Annotated in this window: 19 protein-coding genes; 11 read left to right on the top strand and 8 right to left on the bottom strand. The window is 66.4% G+C overall.

Annotated elements, in window-relative coordinates:
- Positions 1 to 203: 203 nt before the first annotated feature.
- Positions 204 to 896 carry an ANTAR domain-containing protein gene (locus ACR65J_RS05035; RefSeq protein ID WP_440166618.1) on the bottom strand — a complete coding sequence of 231 codons (693 nt, stop codon included), beginning with the start codon at positions 894 to 896 and terminating at the stop codon, positions 204 to 206.
- Between the two features lie 283 nt (positions 897 to 1,179).
- Between ACR65J_RS05035 and ACR65J_RS05030 the strand changes: the two genes are divergently transcribed.
- Both ACR65J_RS05030 and ACR65J_RS05025 read left to right on the top strand, forming a co-directional pair.
- Positions 1,180 to 1,698 (top strand): MarR family winged helix-turn-helix transcriptional regulator, encoded by a 519-nt coding sequence (locus ACR65J_RS05030; RefSeq protein ID WP_440166616.1) that lies wholly within the window; start codon positions 1,180 to 1,182, stop codon positions 1,696 to 1,698.
- A gap of 61 nt (positions 1,699 to 1,759) precedes the next feature.
- Positions 1,760 to 2,254: a hypothetical protein gene (locus ACR65J_RS05025; RefSeq protein ID WP_440166614.1), complete on the top strand. Its 495-nt coding sequence runs from the start codon at positions 1,760 to 1,762 to the stop codon at positions 2,252 to 2,254.
- 160 nt (positions 2,255 to 2,414) lie between these two features.
- On the opposite strand, the gene ACR65J_RS05020 is transcribed toward ACR65J_RS05025, so the two are convergent.
- Complete coding sequence (locus ACR65J_RS05020; protein ID WP_440166612.1) at positions 2,415 to 2,738, bottom strand: hypothetical protein; 324 nt, start codon at positions 2,736 to 2,738, stop codon at positions 2,415 to 2,417.
- A 307-nt stretch (positions 2,739 to 3,045) separates the two neighbouring features.
- Here ACR65J_RS05020 and trxB point away from each other — a divergent pair, with 307 nt between their 5' ends.
- Positions 3,046 to 4,023: a thioredoxin-disulfide reductase gene (gene trxB / locus ACR65J_RS05015; protein WP_440166610.1), complete on the top strand. Its 978-nt coding sequence runs from the start codon at positions 3,046 to 3,048 to the stop codon at positions 4,021 to 4,023.
- Between the two features lie 95 nt (positions 4,024 to 4,118).
- Here trxB and ACR65J_RS05010 read toward each other — a convergent pair whose 3' ends face one another.
- Positions 4,119 to 4,460 carry a thioredoxin domain-containing protein gene (locus ACR65J_RS05010; RefSeq protein WP_440166606.1) on the bottom strand — a complete coding sequence of 114 codons (342 nt, stop codon included), beginning with the start codon at positions 4,458 to 4,460 and terminating at the stop codon, positions 4,119 to 4,121.
- A gap of 196 nt (positions 4,461 to 4,656) precedes the next feature.
- Here ACR65J_RS05010 and ACR65J_RS05005 point away from each other — a divergent pair, with 196 nt between their 5' ends.
- A complete protein-coding gene (locus tag ACR65J_RS05005; protein WP_440166604.1) occupies positions 4,657 to 5,271 on the top strand; it encodes a PAS and ANTAR domain-containing protein in 615 nt (204 codons plus the stop codon).
- Positions 5,272 to 5,546: 275 nt separating this feature from the next.
- The gene (locus ACR65J_RS05000; protein WP_440166603.1) at positions 5,547 to 5,978 is read left to right on the top strand and encodes a hypothetical protein; all 432 of its coding nucleotides are present in this window, start codon (positions 5,547 to 5,549) and stop codon (positions 5,976 to 5,978) included.
- 24 nt (positions 5,979 to 6,002) lie between these two features.
- Here ACR65J_RS05000 and ACR65J_RS04995 read toward each other — a convergent pair whose 3' ends face one another.
- Entirely contained in the window at positions 6,003 to 6,704 is a 702-nt protein-coding gene (locus tag ACR65J_RS04995) for a GAF and ANTAR domain-containing protein (RefSeq protein WP_440166601.1), read from the bottom strand.
- Between the two features lie 161 nt (positions 6,705 to 6,865).
- Here ACR65J_RS04995 and ACR65J_RS04990 point away from each other — a divergent pair, with 161 nt between their 5' ends.
- Positions 6,866 to 8,083, top strand: a complete 1,218-nt coding sequence (locus ACR65J_RS04990) for an MFS transporter (RefSeq protein WP_440166599.1) — start codon at positions 6,866 to 6,868, stop codon at positions 8,081 to 8,083.
- 57 nt (positions 8,084 to 8,140) lie between these two features.
- The gene (locus ACR65J_RS04985; RefSeq protein WP_440166597.1) at positions 8,141 to 8,842 is read left to right on the top strand and encodes an esterase/lipase family protein; all 702 of its coding nucleotides are present in this window, start codon (positions 8,141 to 8,143) and stop codon (positions 8,840 to 8,842) included.
- Here ACR65J_RS04985 and ACR65J_RS04980 read toward each other — a convergent pair.
- A complete protein-coding gene (locus tag ACR65J_RS04980) occupies positions 8,811 to 9,944 on the bottom strand; it encodes a flavin-containing monooxygenase (protein ID WP_440166595.1) in 1,134 nt (377 codons plus the stop codon). The genes ACR65J_RS04985 and ACR65J_RS04980 overlap by 32 nt on opposite strands.
- Before the next feature lie 111 nt (positions 9,945 to 10,055).
- Here ACR65J_RS04980 and ACR65J_RS04975 point away from each other — a divergent pair, with 111 nt between their 5' ends.
- Entirely contained in the window at positions 10,056 to 10,715 is a 660-nt protein-coding gene (locus ACR65J_RS04975; protein ID WP_440166593.1) for a TetR/AcrR family transcriptional regulator, read from the top strand.
- Between the two features lie 56 nt (positions 10,716 to 10,771).
- Here ACR65J_RS04975 and ACR65J_RS04970 read toward each other — a convergent pair whose 3' ends face one another.
- Positions 10,772 to 11,143, bottom strand: a complete 372-nt coding sequence (locus ACR65J_RS04970) for a cupin domain-containing protein (protein WP_440166591.1) — start codon at positions 11,141 to 11,143, stop codon at positions 10,772 to 10,774.
- 74 nt (positions 11,144 to 11,217) lie between these two features.
- On the opposite strand from ACR65J_RS04970, the gene ACR65J_RS04965 reads away from it, so the two are divergent.
- The 3 genes from ACR65J_RS04965 (at position 11,218) to ACR65J_RS04955 (ending at position 13,090) form a co-directional block, all read left to right on the top strand.
- A complete protein-coding gene (locus tag ACR65J_RS04965) occupies positions 11,218 to 11,823 on the top strand; it encodes a TetR/AcrR family transcriptional regulator (protein WP_440166589.1) in 606 nt (201 codons plus the stop codon).
- A gap of 254 nt (positions 11,824 to 12,077) precedes the next feature.
- Positions 12,078 to 12,455: a VOC family protein gene (locus ACR65J_RS04960; protein ID WP_440166587.1), complete on the top strand. Its 378-nt coding sequence runs from the start codon at positions 12,078 to 12,080 to the stop codon at positions 12,453 to 12,455.
- Positions 12,456 to 12,784: 329 nt separating this feature from the next.
- Entirely contained in the window at positions 12,785 to 13,090 is a 306-nt protein-coding gene (locus ACR65J_RS04955) for a hypothetical protein (protein ID WP_440166585.1), read from the top strand.
- A gap of 4 nt (positions 13,091 to 13,094) precedes the next feature.
- On the opposite strand, the gene ACR65J_RS04950 is transcribed toward ACR65J_RS04955, so the two are convergent.
- Positions 13,095 to 14,000: a phosphatase PAP2 family protein gene (locus tag ACR65J_RS04950; RefSeq protein ID WP_440166583.1), complete on the bottom strand. Its 906-nt coding sequence runs from the start codon at positions 13,998 to 14,000 to the stop codon at positions 13,095 to 13,097.
- Positions 14,001 to 14,036: 36 nt separating this feature from the next.
- Positions 14,037 to 15,221 carry an MFS transporter gene (locus ACR65J_RS04945; RefSeq protein ID WP_440166582.1) on the bottom strand — a complete coding sequence of 395 codons (1,185 nt, stop codon included), beginning with the start codon at positions 15,219 to 15,221 and terminating at the stop codon, positions 14,037 to 14,039.
- Positions 15,222 to 15,264: the final 43 nt, after the last annotated feature.

Raw genomic sequence — 15,264 nt, 5'->3', positions numbered from 1 at the left:
GCACCAGGCAGTACCCAGGCAGTACGGAAGGAGCGCAGGAACAATGACCATCACCGATTACTTTGTGGCTCTCGGCGGCATGCTGGCTTCACTCGGATGTGCAGGATTCGTGGCGGCCGGCCTCATCCGGGTACGGTCGCGGCACCAGGCGTAACTGCGGGGGGACAAGCAGGACGGTTCGCTGCGGTTCCCTGGAGTTGTTCCTAGGCAATTGCCGGGGGTTCGAAACGCGTTCTGGGCGCACCGCTGGGCATCGCTTTCAGGATGCTGTCCGCCACGCTGCGGACCTTGATGTTGCGGTTCCTTGAGGTGCCGGCGAGCCTGCTGAAGGCCTCGGCGTAGGAGCAGCGGTTCTGCGCCATGAGCACGCCGCAGGCCACGTCGATGCTGGTCCTGCTCTCCAGTACCTGCTTGAGGTTGTCGCCGGCACGGATCACGCCGTGGACGTCCAGGGCCAGTTTCAGGCTGTGTGCTGCCACCTCGCCGAACCATGCCGCTTCAGGGAGGACCTTGGTGGTGAATCCATAGTTGGCCGGACCCAGGAACACGAGGGCGGCGGACGAGTCCTGCTGCACGTCCAGGGGGAGGACCAGGGCTCCGCCGAAGCCGCGTTCCAGCAACCGGCTCCGGTAGGCCTGCCAGCGCGAGCCGGCCTGGTTGATTACCGTCGGGGCGGCCGGCAGGGAGCCCAGCGCGGTTGGTCCGTCCCTGTAGTCGTCCTCCGAGGAAGCAATGGCGGCGGCGCCCGGCGTGCTTCCGGCAGTGACGGGACGGGACCGCCCGCGGTGCAGCACGGCGGCACACTCAACTGCCGCGCCTGCCGTGGTGCTCATCCAGCGGGAGGCGGCGCCGGCGAGCTTGTGCAGGGACTCTGCCTCGCCGTCGGCCCCTGTCATGAGATCCAGCAGGAAACCCTGCTGCGCGGGCCCCGTGTTGTTTGCCGGGCCAGAAACCACCCTGCACCCCCATCTGCGTTTGCCCCTTGGCCGTGCTGCCGGGGGTTGCATAAAAACCTATTGGGCTGGCCGGGCAGCGGCACGAGTAGCGGGTACTCTACTTTTCCCCGCACGCTGCGCAGGTACGCGTTTGGTCCAGAACTGATGGAGGTAGCGCGCCGGCAAGTGGGCTACCATGGGGTTTGTTAGACGGCCAAGCAAGTAGGATATCGAGGGAAATCGCATGAACCCGCATGGTGCAAGCGAAGGTTCCTGGTACCCAACCGGCGGAGCCGCGCAGCCCGGACCTGTTGATGTCATTAACGCCCTCCGGGAGTTCCGCACCTCGGAAAGCGCCATGAGGCGGCGCACCCGTTCCTCCATGGCTATGGGGGAGACGGACCTTCTGGCTCTTCGCTATCTGATCGACGCGGACGCTGCCGGCGTGGGCGTCCGTCCCACCCAGCTTGCCGCCCGCCTTGGCGTCACCTCGGCGTCGATGACCAGCCTTGTTGACCGGCTTGTGGCGGGTGGCCTCGTTACCCGCCAGCCGCACCCGTCCGACCGGCGCGCCGTCATTCTCAGGCCCACTCCGGGCGCCGGCGAGGAAGTGCGGCACAACCTGGACCAGCTGCACTCGCGAATGCTCGAGGCTGCGGGGTCGCTGTCCACTGAGGAGATCAGGGCCGTCATGCACTTCCTGGTGCGCATGCGGGAGGCCGTGGATGCAGTGGAAGCCGTTCCTGCTGCTGGTACGCGGTAGACAATCGCCTGATCCTAGTTAGACTAGCTACATTGTTGGATAACTACCGGACGGCGGGCGCATGACTGCAGTACTTGAACCACAGGCAGCAGGGCGGCATGTGCCGGTCCTGGCTCACCTTGGGATTCAGCTCCACGCGGCGCCGATGGTGCGTGATGAAGCCTCAATACCTGCGGTGGGGGACGCCCCGGCATCGGATGAGGGCCTTGATGACCCGGGCGCGCCCTTCCATTGCGGCGTGGCCATGACGGCAGGATCGGTTCCGATTGCGTCCCTGGGGTGGGCCCCCCTTGAACTCGGCTCCTCCGAATGGTCCTGCGCTTGCGGCTACACGGTGGACAGCGGTCCCGCCGGTGAGCCGCTGGAATCCGTCCGTCTGGCGTCGGCAAGGGTGGAGAGCCTTCAGTGGGAGCTCGACGCTGCGCAGGGGCAGTTTGACAACGCAGTCAGGACCGCCGCGAAGCGCGGCGCCGGGCAAGAGGCCCTGGGCAGGGCTGCCGGCCTGAGCGCGGTGGAGCTCCGGGACTTCCTGGATGGCGGCGGGCAGTTGATGTAAGTTTTGGGGCCCGCTTAAGGGCCTGGGCCCCGAACAGCCCCGAAGTGCAGCCATCCGTTTGTTCAGATGCAGCTGCACTTGGGGTTGTTTGGAGCGGTGGAGGAAACGATGGCCGGCCTGCTCTGGCCCGAAGCGTGGGCGCGGCGAGCGGCCGGGAGTCCTATGCGGCCAGGCGGGCTGGCCTGGTGCGTGGATGCCGGCGATCGGCCAGCACGCTGATGGTGCAGGGTGCCTGGTCCGGATCGATCTTTGCGGGCAGCTGCCTTGTCTGGGAAGCGGCATGGAGCATGTCCAGCGCCTCCTGATCCACCCAGGCGCTGGAGATGTCGAGCTCCAGGTCCAGACCCTCCTTGAGGGAGTTGGCACGCTTTGCCACGACATAGAGGGCGTTGACGCTGTGGATGGTGATATGCCCCTTTGCAATCACCTGGGCCTTGCTGTGGTCCAGGTCGACCCGGACCACGATATTGAGCTTGGAGTTCACGATGTAAAGCCTTCCCCGGCATTGGCTGCGACGCTGCAGCTTCTTGCATGGCCTGTTTGCTTAAGCCTCAACTAGATTAGGCAACGAATGTGATGCGCGCAACACAGTGACGTTTATTACATCGACCGCAGTTTCCTCCCAGTTTGGGAAACACCTCCGGCCACCGGGATCCTCGTCTTGGCCCTGAGCGTCCAGGCAATGGAACAATCGGACGTGGTGATCAACGCACGCACTGAACAACTGACCACCCGACTCCTGCCCGCGCAGCACGCGGACGCCCAGTAGCACCGCCACCGAAGGACAAGCAATGAGCAAAGAACAGCTGATCATCATCGGCTCCGGCCCCTCCGGCTACACCGCCGCCATCTACGCCGCCCGTGCCGGACTGAACCCTTTGGTCCTGGCCGGGTCCGTCACTGCCGGCGGCGCGCTGATGAACACCACCGAAGTGGAGAACTTTCCGGGCTTCCCCGCTGGCGTCCAGGGCCCCGAGCTGATGGACGGGCTGCAGCAGCAGGCGGAGAAGTTCGGCGCACGCATTGAGTACGACGACGCCACGTCCGTTGACCTGAAGGGTCACGTCAAGCGCGTGGTCACCGGCGGCGGGGAGACCTACGAGGCCCAGGCCGTCATCCTGGCCACCGGATCCGCCTACAAGGAACTCGGCCTGCCGGAGGAAAAGAAGTTCAGCGGCCACGGTGTCTCCTGGTGCGCCACCTGCGACGGATTCTTCTTCCGCGAGCAGGACATCATCGTGGTGGGCGGCGGCGACTCCGCCATGGAGGAAGCAACCTTCCTGACCCGCTTCGGAAAGTCCGTCACCGTCGTCGTCCGCAAGGGCGAACTGCGCGCCTCCCGCATCATGGCACAGCGCGCCAAGGACAACCCCAAGATCCGCTTCGCCTGGAACTCCGCCGTCACCGCCATCCACGGCGACGGGAAGGTCAGCGGCGTCACCCTGACGGACACCCGCACCGGTGAGGCCCGCCACCAGGACGCCACCGGCATTTTCGTGGCCATCGGGCACCTGCCGCGCACCGAGCTGGTGGCCGGCCAGGTGGACCTTGACGAAGAGGGCTACATCAAGGTGGATGCGCCCACCACCTGCACCAACCTGCCCGGCGTCTTTGCCTGCGGCGATGCCGTGGACCACCGCTACCGGCAGGCCATCACCGCCGCGGGCACCGGCTGCGCCGCGGCCCTGGACGCCGAGCGGTTCCTGGCCGCACTGGAGGATGCCGCCAGCATCGCCACGGCGCTGGTGGAGGAACCGACCCACAGCTGAGTTTGTGCTGCAGCCCCCAACTGGCTCGCAGTCCTTGTCGTTATCAGCACCCAAAACGACAAGAACTGCCGGCTGGTTGGGGGCTTCCCCCCGCTTCAGACGACTTCGGGGAGCCTTCCCGTTAATACGGACACGGGGGCCGATGACCAGCGCTCGCGTTCCGGCTCGTACGAGATCACCATGGACGCGTCGTTCTCCCGCGCCTCATCGATGGCAAGCAGCAGGGCGTCCTCCATGTGCCTGGCGTATTCCAGCCGCTCGGACAGCGAACCCTGCACCCCACCGTCGTCAATCAGCACGTGGCCCTTGCCGTCCACGATGACTTTCAGTGAATACCCGCGGTCCTCGTGAAGGGACCCCCGGGTGGATGAAATTTCCGTAACCCGGTCTGCCCGGACCAGCCCGTTGCCCAGCGTGCGGATCCACACTTCACCCATTAAATGACCTCCCCTTGGCTCTGGGCGCAGATCATCAGCGCCCCATATGGCGAACGCTACTCCTTCGCGGGCTTGTTGTGACCCCCACACTTTTGCGGAGCCCGCAGGGCAGAATATGACTTGTCCTCCAAGCCCGTTCAGCTAGGGTTGGTGCCGTTAGCCCGCCGGGGGCCGCACCTGACATTGGGAGGACTGTATGTGGTCGAAGCTTGATACGTATCTCTTTCCGCTCAAGCCCTCTGCGCACTGTCCCTCCGGAACCTTCAAGCTGCACGTTACCTCCGGAAAGATGGAGTGGTCTGAGGGCATGTTCGGCATCCACGGTTTCAAGCCGGGCGAGGTGGTGCCGACCATGGAGCTGTTCATGGCGCACAAACACCCGTTGGACCGCGAACCGGTACGCGCCCTCTGGGCAAACCTCCTTGATGGTGGCGGCCAAGGGGCGCTGCTCCACCGGGTCATGGACGTCCGCGGCAAGGAACGCCGCGTTTTCTCTGCCGTCCAGGCCGTTGCCGAGCCGTCGGGGCAGGTGGAGTATGTCCGCGGATTCATGGTGGACGTGACCCAAAGCCTGCGCATCGAGTCCCAGCACGCCGCCGAGGAAGCCATCGAGGGTGCGTTCGGGCACAAGGCCCTCATAGAGCAGGCCAAGGGCATCGTCATGGTGCTGCGGAGTGTGGACGGCCAGACGGCATTCCAGGTCCTGGCCACCAGAAGCCAGCACGCCAACACCAAGCTGCATATCGTGGCAGAGGAACTGGTGAACGCGGCGGCGGACGGCAAGGCCGCCGAGGTCCTGGCGGGCTACTGACCCGGGCAGCCCCTAAGGCGCTGGGTAACCTTCCGGTTCCAGCCAGCTCCTCGCCGTCCAACGTCCTTCCGTTCCCGGCCCGGCGCCCTGGGACCTTCGGCACTTCCCGCCGCCCCGGCCCTAACCTGATTCTGGTAGCACATGACTTAGGGCCAACGCGCCCCGTTCCCGGCGTCGATTGCTGAGTAACTGCCGTTTTGACCCCTGAAAAGGACAAGTACGGAGCAATCGATTCCAGAACGGGCGGGAGCCCACGGACCGGTGAGGAGGGTGGCATGGCGGACAGGACCACCGTGAGCCGGAGCGGAAACATTGGCTCCGCCATCGTCAACGCCCTGCTGCTGTACGGCATCAACATCTGGCCGGGCTGGCGGATAGTGCCGTTCCTGACGGCGGACATGCCCCGCGCTTTGGACCTCATTAATGCATCCCTGATTGCCGCCATCGTGGTGAACGTGGTCTGCGCGGTGATCCATGCCAGGGCACTCCTGGCGCTGGGCAACCTGGTGGTCATGGGCATCGGGCTGGCTGCCATGATGCGCCTCTGGGAGGTTTTCCCCTTCGACTTCGGCACCAGCTGGTCCGGCTGGCCCGTTCTGGTACGCGTGCTCCTGGTTCTTGGCATCATGGGTACGATCATCGGCGCCATCGTTGAGCTGGTAAATCTGTTCCGTGCCCTCGCCGGGCTCCAGCCGCGGGCCCGCTGAGGACTGACGGAGCAGCAGTGGCCCTCAGTCGAAGTGCGTGATGACGTTCGGATCCTTGCCCACGGACGCCACCAGCAGGGCCGCTACCTCCCTGAGCTTGCGGTTGCGGGTATTGGAGGCGCTCCGCAGCACCCTGATGGCTGTGTCCTGGTTGCACTGGTTCTGCGCCATGATGATTCCGGTGGCGAGGTCGATGGTGGTCCTGGACTCCAGCGCCGCAGCGAGGTTGTCCCGGTCCTCCGTCAGTTGCGCCAGCCGCACAGCCACGCGCAGTGCCTTGGAGGCCTGGGCTGCGTGCCCCTGCGCTTTGTGGATCGCCTCGTCGCTGAACGCGTGGGTTTGGGCCGCGTAAAGATTTAGTGCCGCGCTTGCTTCCCCCTCCAGCGGCAGCGGAACGGAGAGGATGGAGCGAATGCCTTCGGACCAGGCCGTGGCGCAGTAGTGTGGCCACCGGCTCTCATCATGCAACGTGGGGATGTAGACGGTTTCCAGGTCCCGAAGGGCGGCCAGGCACGGCCCGTCGCCATAGGCATACTGCAGCTCATCCATGGCTTTGACGCGGGGGTGGCTCGTGGCCACGGTGGCTGGTTTCTTCTTCCGCACCATCGTGACCCCGCAAAGCAGCCTGCTGTGCACGGACAGTGCTGCGGCAGAGAGAGTCACCAGTTCGTGGAGGAGTTCGGCCATATCCGGGCTCTTCAGGACCAGGTCCTGCAGGCGCTCCACAATTCCTTCCTCACGTGGACTTCCCTGCTGTCCCACCATCCTGGATCCCCCCAACCTACTGCGTAGGGAGATTCTAGGATGCAGGGCGGCGGTGGAAACCCCGTACCGTACCCCCTTTCCAATGCAGGGGGTCCGGATCCGGCAGCCATAGGATAAATCTGATGACTTCCCCGGATGACCCCGAGCCCTTCAGCCTGCGCAGTATTGCGGTGGCCGCTTTCGGCCCCACACTGCTTTTCGGAATCGGTCAGGGCGCCATCCTTCCGGTGGTGGCGTTGTCCGCCCGCGACCTTGGCGCCTCGGTGGCCGTGGCCGCCCTGATCGTCACCCTGATCGGGCTCGGATCGTGGTTCTTCAACCTGCCGGCGTCCCTGGTGACCCTGCGCTTCGGCGAACGCTGGTCCATCGTGGGCGCCGCCGTCGCTGCCGGCCTGGCCCTCGCGGCGGCCGCCACCTCCGCCCTGGCCCCGAACGGACTGTGGCTGCTCGCCGTGGCGATGACCGTCGTCGGGATGTCCGGGGCGGTCTTTGGCCTGGCACGGCAAAAGTACCTCACCGAGGCCGTCCCCGTGGCGTTCCGCGCCCGCGCGCTGTCCACGCTGGGCGGCGTCAACAGGATCGGCGTGTTCATCGGCCCGTTCGCGGGGGCTGCGGTGATGCAGTTCTTCGGCATTGCCGGCGCCTACTGGGTGGGGGTGGTGGCCATGGCGGCCGCCGCACTGCTGTCCCTCACCATCCCGGACCTGACGACGCCGGAGGTCCGGTTGGGCGGGGACGGCGGCCCCCAGCCCACGCTCCGTAGCGTGGCGGTGTCGCATGCGGGTGTGTTCCTTTCGCTGGGGATGGGAATCCTGCTGCTCAGCGCGCTGCGGTCCTCCCGGCAGGTGGTCATCCCGCTCTGGTCCGACCATCTGGGCATGGACGCCACCTCCGCGTCCCTGATCTACGGGCTGTCCGGCGCCATTGACATGCTGGTGTTCTATCCGGCCGGAAGACTGATGGACCGCAAGGGCCGGCAGTGGGTGGCGGTTCCGTCCACGCTGCTTATGGGGACCGCGCTGCTCCTGATCCCGATGACCGGGTCCTTCGTGGGGCTGCTGCTGGCCGCGCTGCTGATCGGGTTCGGCAACGGCATCAGCTCCGGGCTGGTGATGACCCTGGGCGCGGATTTCTCGCCGGACCGCGGCCGCGGGCAATTCCTGGGCCTCTGGCGGTTCATGGCCGACGCCGGCTCCACCGGGGGACCGGTCCTCCTCTCCGGGGTGACGGCCCTCGCGTCCCTGGGCCCGGGGATCTCAGCCACGGGCGTCCTGGGCTTCGCGGCGGCGGCCGTGTTCGCCGTCGTCATTCCCCGCCTGAAGCACCGGCGCAACTACTGAGGCGTGTTTGCGGGCCCGGTTGGTGGGTACGCCGCCGGGCAAGGTTATTCTCGATTCATGAGTGATCCCGGCGCCGCTGCCCGTATCGGTCCGCTGCAGAAGGCTGTGTGGTGGGCGCAGGACTACGTGTATGCCGCGGGCTGGCAGGTCCGTGGATTCTTCTCGCGCGTGCAGCCGGCGTCCTTCCGCAACGGAACCCGCCCGCCGGTGGTGATTATCCCCGGCGTGTACGAAAACTGGCAGTTCATGATGCCGCTCATCCAGGCCATCCACGACGCCGGGCATCCCGTGCATGTGGTCACGGTGCTCCAGCGCAACAAGCTGAAGGTGCCGGACGCCGCCAAACTGGTGGCCCAGCACCTGGAGGAAGCGGGGCTGCATGATGCCATCCTGGTGGCGCACAGCAAGGGCGGCCTGATCGGCAAGTTCACCATGCTGTCCCTGGATCCTGAGCACCGGATCGACCGGATGATCGCCGTGTGCGCGCCGTTTTCCGGCTCGCGCTACGCGCGGTACATGCTGCTGCCCAGCCTGCGGATCTTCTCGCCGCGGAACGCCCTGACCCTCCAGATGTCCCGCGAGCTGGCCATCAACAGCCGCATCACGTCCGTCTACGGGCCGTTCGATCCGCACATTCCGGAGCGGAGCGTCCTGCCCGGGGCCACCAACATTGAGCTGCCGGTCGCCGGGCATTTCCGGATCCTTGGCGACCCCGCGACCGCCCGCCTCATTGTGGAGCAGCTGAACCTTCCGGCCTGACCCTGCTGGGAGCCTGGCCCGCTGCTGTTACTGCGCGGTGCGCTTTTGCGGCCATGAGCCGGGCGATAGCGGCTGCGTCCCTGCCCACGCCGTGGACCATGGAAGAGGCCAGCGACTGCTGGAAGGTGGCGCCCAGGAAATACAGTCCCGCCTGGGCTTTGGCCACGCCCCGGTCCTGTTGCGGCTCCCCGTCCGGGCCGAACACCGGCAGGTCAATCCACGCCAGATCCGGGGTGAACCCGGTGCACCAGACGACGTTGGTGATGCCGAGCGTTCTTCCGTCCGCGAGCAGCGGCAGGCCGTCTTTAATGCCTTCCGTCCTGGCAACACGTTCGACGCCGGCACGCACCAGGTCGCGGTTCTTCACCCTGACCAGCGGCCCGCTGTGCGCAAGGATCTGCGGGCGGGCTTTCCTGCCCATGGGCGTGCCGAGGGTCAGGAGGTGCGAGAAGGCGAAGAACACGGCGAGCGTGAGCGGCCTTGCCGCCACAGCGTCGATGGGCCAGGGGATTTCCCCGGGGTGCCTGCCCGAGAGATAAGTCTTTCGGATGGCCGCGAGTTCAAGCGCGACGTCGGCTCCGGAGTTTCCGGCGCCGACCACCAGGACGGGGCCAGGGGTGAGATCCTCCGGGCTCTTGTAGCTTCCCGCCGTGAGCTGCCTGATGTCCGGATTCAACTGCTGCGCGAATGCCGGAACCTTCGGCTTACGGTCCCAGCCCGGGGCAACCACCACGTTGTCCGCGTCGATGCGGCCCTTGCCGGTTTCGATGACGAAGACGTGCCCGTTGTGGCTGAGCCGGTTGACCCGGACGTTGTTCCGTACCGGCAGTTCGAACTTCTCCGCATAGCTGCTGAGGTAGTCAGCGAACTCCTCCCGGCCCGGATATGACCACTGCGGGCCGGGGTAACGGCTGCCGGGAAGGGCGTCGTACCGGGCAGGCGTGAATAACCGGAGGGAGTCCCAGCGGTTGCGCCAGCTGTCTCCGGTCCGCGGGTTCCCGTCGAGGATAAGGAAGGGGCGCTTCAGGCGGGACAGGTGGTAGCCCATGGCCAATCCCGCCTGGCCGCCGCCTATCACCACGGTATCGAAGTGCTCTGACATGATGCCCTGCCCTTCCGCCCCCGTCCGCTGTTCCTGACTTCGCTGCGGTCCCGGGCTTCCTGCTACAATTCATCCGAAGAATACTCGGATGAATTAAGGCTAGGCCCGGCCATGAGCGAAGTCAATGCCCCGGCACGCCGCTACCATTCGCCGCGGCGCAAGGAGCAGGCGGCCGCGACCCGTGACGCCGTGCTGGCTGCTGCCCGCGAGCTGTTTGTGGGGGAGGGCTATCGTTCCACCACCGTGGCGGGCATTGCGCGGCAGGCCGGAGTCGCCGTCGATACCATCTACGCGACCATCGGACGGAAGCCGGACCTGCTGCGGGAAGTGGTGGAAACTGCCATTTCGGGGACCGGCCAGGCGGTGCCCGCAGGGGACCGCGATTACGTGATCCGCCTGCGGGAGGCGAAGGGGGCGGCCGGGAAGATCTCGATCTATGCCCACGCCCTGGCCGGCATCCAGCCCCGTCTTGCCCCGGTCTATCTGGCCCTGCGTGACGCGGCCGGAACCGATCCAGACTGTGCTGCGCTCTGGACCGGGATTTCGGACCGGCGCGCAGCGAACATGCTGAAGTTCATTGAGGACCTCGCCGCCACCGGGGAACTGCGAACGGACCGTCCGGCCACGGAACTCGCCGACGCGGTCTGGAGCATGAACGGCCCTGAGTACTGGGTGCTGCTGGTGGACCAGCGGGGGTGGACGGCCGGCCAGTTCGCCGAGTGGCTGACGGACGCCTGGTGCAGGCTGTTGCTCCGAGGGGGCGGGGCATAGGTATTGCCTTTTATCGGATACCCGCCTGCCTCCTGCGGCTGGCGGGTATCCCGTTACTAAGAAGGGACAGGGCCAAGGCGGCCGGTGTGGGTGGCCGGCAGATGCTGCTCATCCATGCCGGACGTTTCCTGGCGTGGTTCCTTCAGTTCGATGAAGAGGCAGTGTGTAGGGGTGGAGCCGGTGTTGGTGCCTGAATGTTCCTGCGCGTCAAGCCAGCGGGCCTGCCCTGCCTGCAGCTCCACGTCGACTTCCCGGCCTCCCGATCGGAGGCGGCGGGCGAAGGAACTGAGCGTGACCATCACGCTGTCCGGGTGGGAATGGGTTCCGGTGCTGTCTCCGGGGCCGTCGCTGTACTCAAGGACGCGGACCCTGTCGTTTTCGAAGACGAGCCGGTAATGCTGTGGATTCACTGCAATGGGATCGGCCACGGGAAACCCCTGGATGAGTTGTTTGTGTTTATGGGACATCAGTGCCATGACGGTACATAGGTATCATAAGTCTTGTGTCCGCCCACCACAATGAAAAATATTTGGAGACCGGCAGGGTCCGGCAAAAGTCGCGCACGCGGGAAGAGCTGGTGGCAGTCCTCCGGGAACTGTTGAAGGAGGGCCGGGACCCGTCCGTTGCCGACGTCGCCGCCATTGCCGGCATATCCCGGACCACTGCCTACCGGTATTTTCCGGACAAGAAAGCCCTCCTGCACGCTGCCCTCCCGGAGACCGGGCTGGGGTCGCTGCTCGGCGAGGACCCGCCGTCGGACGTCCGTGCCCGCCTGGTGCGCACCCTGGACGCGCACTTCGAGTTCATCCGGGCCTGGGAACCGCAGTTGCGGGCGTCATTGCGGCTGTCCCTTACGCCCGGCGCTGCCCGTCCCACCCTTCGCGGCGGCCGTGCTGTGGGCTGGTACCGCGACGCCCTGTCGCCCTTGGAAGCCGCCGGATCCGCGATCGACATCGCCGCCCTCGCCGTGCGGCTTCGCGCTGTTGCCGGGATTGAACCCTACGTCTGGCTCCGGGACGTGGCAGGCCTCCGGCCCGACCAGGCATTTGGTGCCATGCGTGCCAACGCCCTGGACATTCTTGACGCTGCCCTTCCCGGGCGAAAGTAGTTGGCGCGCTGCTGTGGGGGTGATTCGTTAAGAGAGGAGAAGCGCAGACCGCACGCCTGCTGGAGCTTCACATAACTTGAGCTTCTGTTGACGTTTTACCTCCCCGCTTCCTGAGGTTGGCCGTGCAGAATTGTCTTTAAGCCACCGCAGCCCACGTATCGGCACAAGGAGGGTCTGCCAGCTCGGCGGAAGAAGGTGCCGCTGCATCCCCCCATGCAGTGGCACCGTCTCCCGCCGAGCTGGATACTGGCACCATGTCATGCCGAATCAGCGAACTGGTCCTGAACTGCGACGACCCCGAACTGCTTGCGCGGTTCTGGAGTGACGTCCTTGGGTATGTCGAGCTGGACCGGGAGGACGGGGCGATTGAGATCGGGCCGCCCGACGCCGGGTTCGGCGGACTGCAGCCCACGATTATCCTGAGCGCCAGCAGCAACCCGCGGGTGGGAAGGCTGCCGCTGCACATCGACGTCAACCCGGTGGACCGGGACCAGGACGCAGAGCTGGAACGGCTGCTGGCCCTCGGTGCCCGGCCGGCCGATGTGGGGCAAACCGGCGACGAGCAGTGGCACGTCCTCCAGGACCCGGAAGGAAACGAGTTCTGCCTCCTGCGGAAGCGGCTCGACCCCTGACGCAGGATCGCTGCGCGCCGCAACTGAAAGGGCGGGGAGGGGGAGTGCCGGGCGGCGCCCTCTTCAAAACGCCGCCCTGGCACCTGCAACTATTCACCGCGCCGATCAAGCTGGGGGACTCCAATCCCTCAAGGTTGCCTCAAGACTTCCCGGCATAACGCCGGATGTGCTACCCGGCACCCCGTCCTCAATCCATGCCTCGAAAACCTTTCCGGCGCCATCCTTTAACTCAGGACTCATGACCCCTTACGGGGCAGGTGCGGAAGGGCTAAGTTGTAGCAACACATGCCGTTGTTTCCCATCCCAGCCCATTGCTACAGGGGGTCATCGTGGAGCTTTTCAGCGACAAACCTGCACTCGCCGCGGCTGCCCTCACGAGGCTCGTTGCAGCGGACATTGAAGCCAAGGGGCGCCCCGCCGGGAGCCTGCAGGTATTCCTCAGCGACCTTGTGGTGCGCAACGGACCAAGCATCGTGGAGGAACTGGCCATCGAGCTGGCCCGCCAGCACCTTGCCACGCTGGAGCGGCTGGCCCAGGCCACCGGGCGCCCGGCCGCCCGGTACCTCGACGAACTGGAGCTCGCGGCAGCTTTGGAGGAAAGCATGGGACGGGACTCCCGGGATACGCCCAGTTAAACCCTTACCGCCTGGGTGCGCGCCGCCGTCGTGCGGCGAAGGCGAACAGGGAGGTGGTGGCCACCGTGGCCAGGTACCCCGCGATCACGATCAGCGAGATGCCGGCCCAGAAGTAGTTGGTGGTGCTGGTTTCCTGCCAGGGGCTGGGCGCAATCCGGATGAGCGAGTACACCGCGACGCCGGCCGAAGCCAGACCAATCAGTACGGGCAACGTAAGCCAGATCCGGGCAGAGCCGATGTGGTCGCCGAACCCGTCCCACTCGCGCCAGGATCCCCGCTGGAGGATCAGCCAGCCGGCCGGAATCATGAATACGCCCACCAACAGGAACGCTGCCACCACGTCCGCGGGGCGGTGCCACTGGTTGATCAGCGTGGACACCCCGGAGGCGATGGCGAAGGAGCCGCCGATGAAGCCGGCCATGGGGCGCCAGCGCGGGGACGCCATCAGGAACACGGCCGCAGCAGCGGATGCCGCCAGCGTCGTGTGGCCGGAGGGAAGCGAGTTCAGCTCGAGGGTCAGCACACCTTTGTCCGGGCGCGGCGGCAGCAGGTCCTTCAGCACCTGCGTTGCCACGTTCGCGCCGATGCACGCGGCCACGGCCATCCCGGCCTCCGCCCAGTGCCGCCGGATCACGGTGACAAACAGGACCACGACGGCGGCCATCACCAGTGAAATCGTCGGCAGCCAGTCGAGGAACCGGGTGGCGGCCTTGCCCGCGGGCCCGTGGATCTCCACCGCTTCCACCAGCGCGGACTCGTCGATGAACTGGCCCGTGGTGGTCTGGACGAAGAAGCAATAGGTGGCAACCAGCCCGGCAATGCACGCCACCGTGGACAGCACAAACAGGAACGCCGAGCCCGGGGCAGGCCGTGCCGGAGTCCTGGTGGAAAGTTGCCGTGAAGAAGTCATCGCGGTTAAGGGTGACACAAAAAGCTGGAAGCCCGCTCAGCCCGCGGGGCTGACCGGGTCCAGCCGGGGGACGGCCGCGGCGGCCACCAGCAGCGCCAGCGCGCCCAGTCCGAACGGCAGGGCGGTTGCCGTGGCGATGGCCCCCACCAGCAGGGGTCCGCCGGCATCGCCCAGTTCGCGCCCGAGCTCTGCCGAGCCCATAGTCCGGCCCATCCGCTCCGGCGGCGTGGTGTCCGCCAAGTGCGCGAACCCAAGCGGGGTGGCCACGCCGATGCCCGACCCAATCAGTGCAGCCGCAACGAAGATGGTGACCACTCCCGGGGCGGCCGCCACCAAAGCGATGCCCGCGGCAATCAGCAGCAGGCCCGTCGTCGTGCCCTTATTGTCGCTGACGGCGTGCCGGTCCCGCAGCCTGCCGATCCACGGCTGGGTGAGCACCGAGCCCAGTGCCACCACGCTCACCGCCGCCGTGCCGGCGAAGGCGTCCAGTCCGTGCCGCGTGGCCAGCGCCGGGAGGAAGCCGACGGCGGCACCCAGCGCGCCGGTCGAGGCGGCAAGCACCAGCGTGGGGACCAGGAAACGGCGCTCTCCCACCTGCCGGGCCAGGTCCATCACGGTGTACCGCTTGCGCGGCAGCGGTGCCAGGCGCGGCACCGACACCAGCACCCACACGGCCGTGGCCGCGGCCAGCGCCGACAGGGTGCCGAACAGCAGCGGGAAGCCGCCGGCCAGGATCAGGCCCGCCCCCAGCGGCGGGCCAATGATGTAACCCAGGCTCTTCCAGGAACCGTACCGGCCAAAGTAGGTCCCAGCCTTTCCGCCGCGGGCCATCCTGGCCACCATGGCGGACGACGACGGCGAGAAGGCCGACGCTGCAGCCCCCTGTCCCAGCCGGGCCAGGGCCAGGATGAACGGGTCGGCAGCGCCGAGGCCAATCAGCGACAGTGCCGCGAAGGCGAGCAGCCCGCCGACGATGACCGGTTTGGCGCCAATGCGGTCGCTGAGGGCGCCGAAGACGGGCTTGAGGAACACCTCGGCCCCGTCGTAGAGGGCCAGCAAGATGCCGAGGTTCAGGAGGGTCAGGCCGATGTTTTCGCTCTGCGAGCCCAGCCCGGCCGCGATGCTGTGGGCGCCGAAAGCGGTGACAAACCCCGCCGCATACAGCGGTGCCGTTGACGATCGGGTGGCCTGCGCGCCTGGCACGGATCTGTCGGGGGTCATAGCTGGGACTTTAGTACCTTCACAAAGTTGTGAAAACTTTAAA

It is taken from the genome of Arthrobacter sp. SAFR-044 (assembly GCF_059414985.1).
This window is presented reverse-complemented; position numbering and strand designations above follow the sequence as displayed.

Coding starts and splice junctions, on each gene's coding strand:
- ACR65J_RS05030 (WP_440166616.1), top strand. CDS start 1,180: ATGAACCCGCATGGTGCAAGCGAAGGTTCCTGGTACCCAACCGGCGGA.
- ACR65J_RS04945 (WP_440166582.1), bottom strand. CDS start 15,221: ATGACCCCCGACAGATCCGTGCCAGGCGCGCAGGCCACCCGATCGTCA.
- ACR65J_RS04985 (WP_440166597.1), top strand. CDS start 8,141: ATGAGTGATCCCGGCGCCGCTGCCCGTATCGGTCCGCTGCAGAAGGCT.
- trxB (WP_440166610.1), top strand. CDS start 3,046: ATGAGCAAAGAACAGCTGATCATCATCGGCTCCGGCCCCTCCGGCTAC.
- ACR65J_RS04980 (WP_440166595.1), bottom strand. CDS start 9,944: ATGTCAGAGCACTTCGATACCGTGGTGATAGGCGGCGGCCAGGCGGGA.
- ACR65J_RS04975 (WP_440166593.1), top strand. CDS start 10,056: ATGAGCGAAGTCAATGCCCCGGCACGCCGCTACCATTCGCCGCGGCGC.
- ACR65J_RS05005 (WP_440166604.1), top strand. CDS start 4,657: ATGTGGTCGAAGCTTGATACGTATCTCTTTCCGCTCAAGCCCTCTGCG.
- ACR65J_RS05035 (WP_440166618.1), bottom strand. CDS start 896: ATGACAGGGGCCGACGGCGAGGCAGAGTCCCTGCACAAGCTCGCCGGC.
- ACR65J_RS04960 (WP_440166587.1), top strand. CDS start 12,078: ATGTCATGCCGAATCAGCGAACTGGTCCTGAACTGCGACGACCCCGAA.
- ACR65J_RS05010 (WP_440166606.1), bottom strand. CDS start 4,460: ATGGGTGAAGTGTGGATCCGCACGCTGGGCAACGGGCTGGTCCGGGCA.
- ACR65J_RS05000 (WP_440166603.1), top strand. CDS start 5,547: ATGGCGGACAGGACCACCGTGAGCCGGAGCGGAAACATTGGCTCCGCC.
- ACR65J_RS05025 (WP_440166614.1), top strand. CDS start 1,760: ATGACTGCAGTACTTGAACCACAGGCAGCAGGGCGGCATGTGCCGGTC.
- ACR65J_RS04950 (WP_440166583.1), bottom strand. CDS start 14,000: ATGACTTCTTCACGGCAACTTTCCACCAGGACTCCGGCACGGCCTGCC.
- ACR65J_RS04990 (WP_440166599.1), top strand. CDS start 6,866: ATGACTTCCCCGGATGACCCCGAGCCCTTCAGCCTGCGCAGTATTGCG.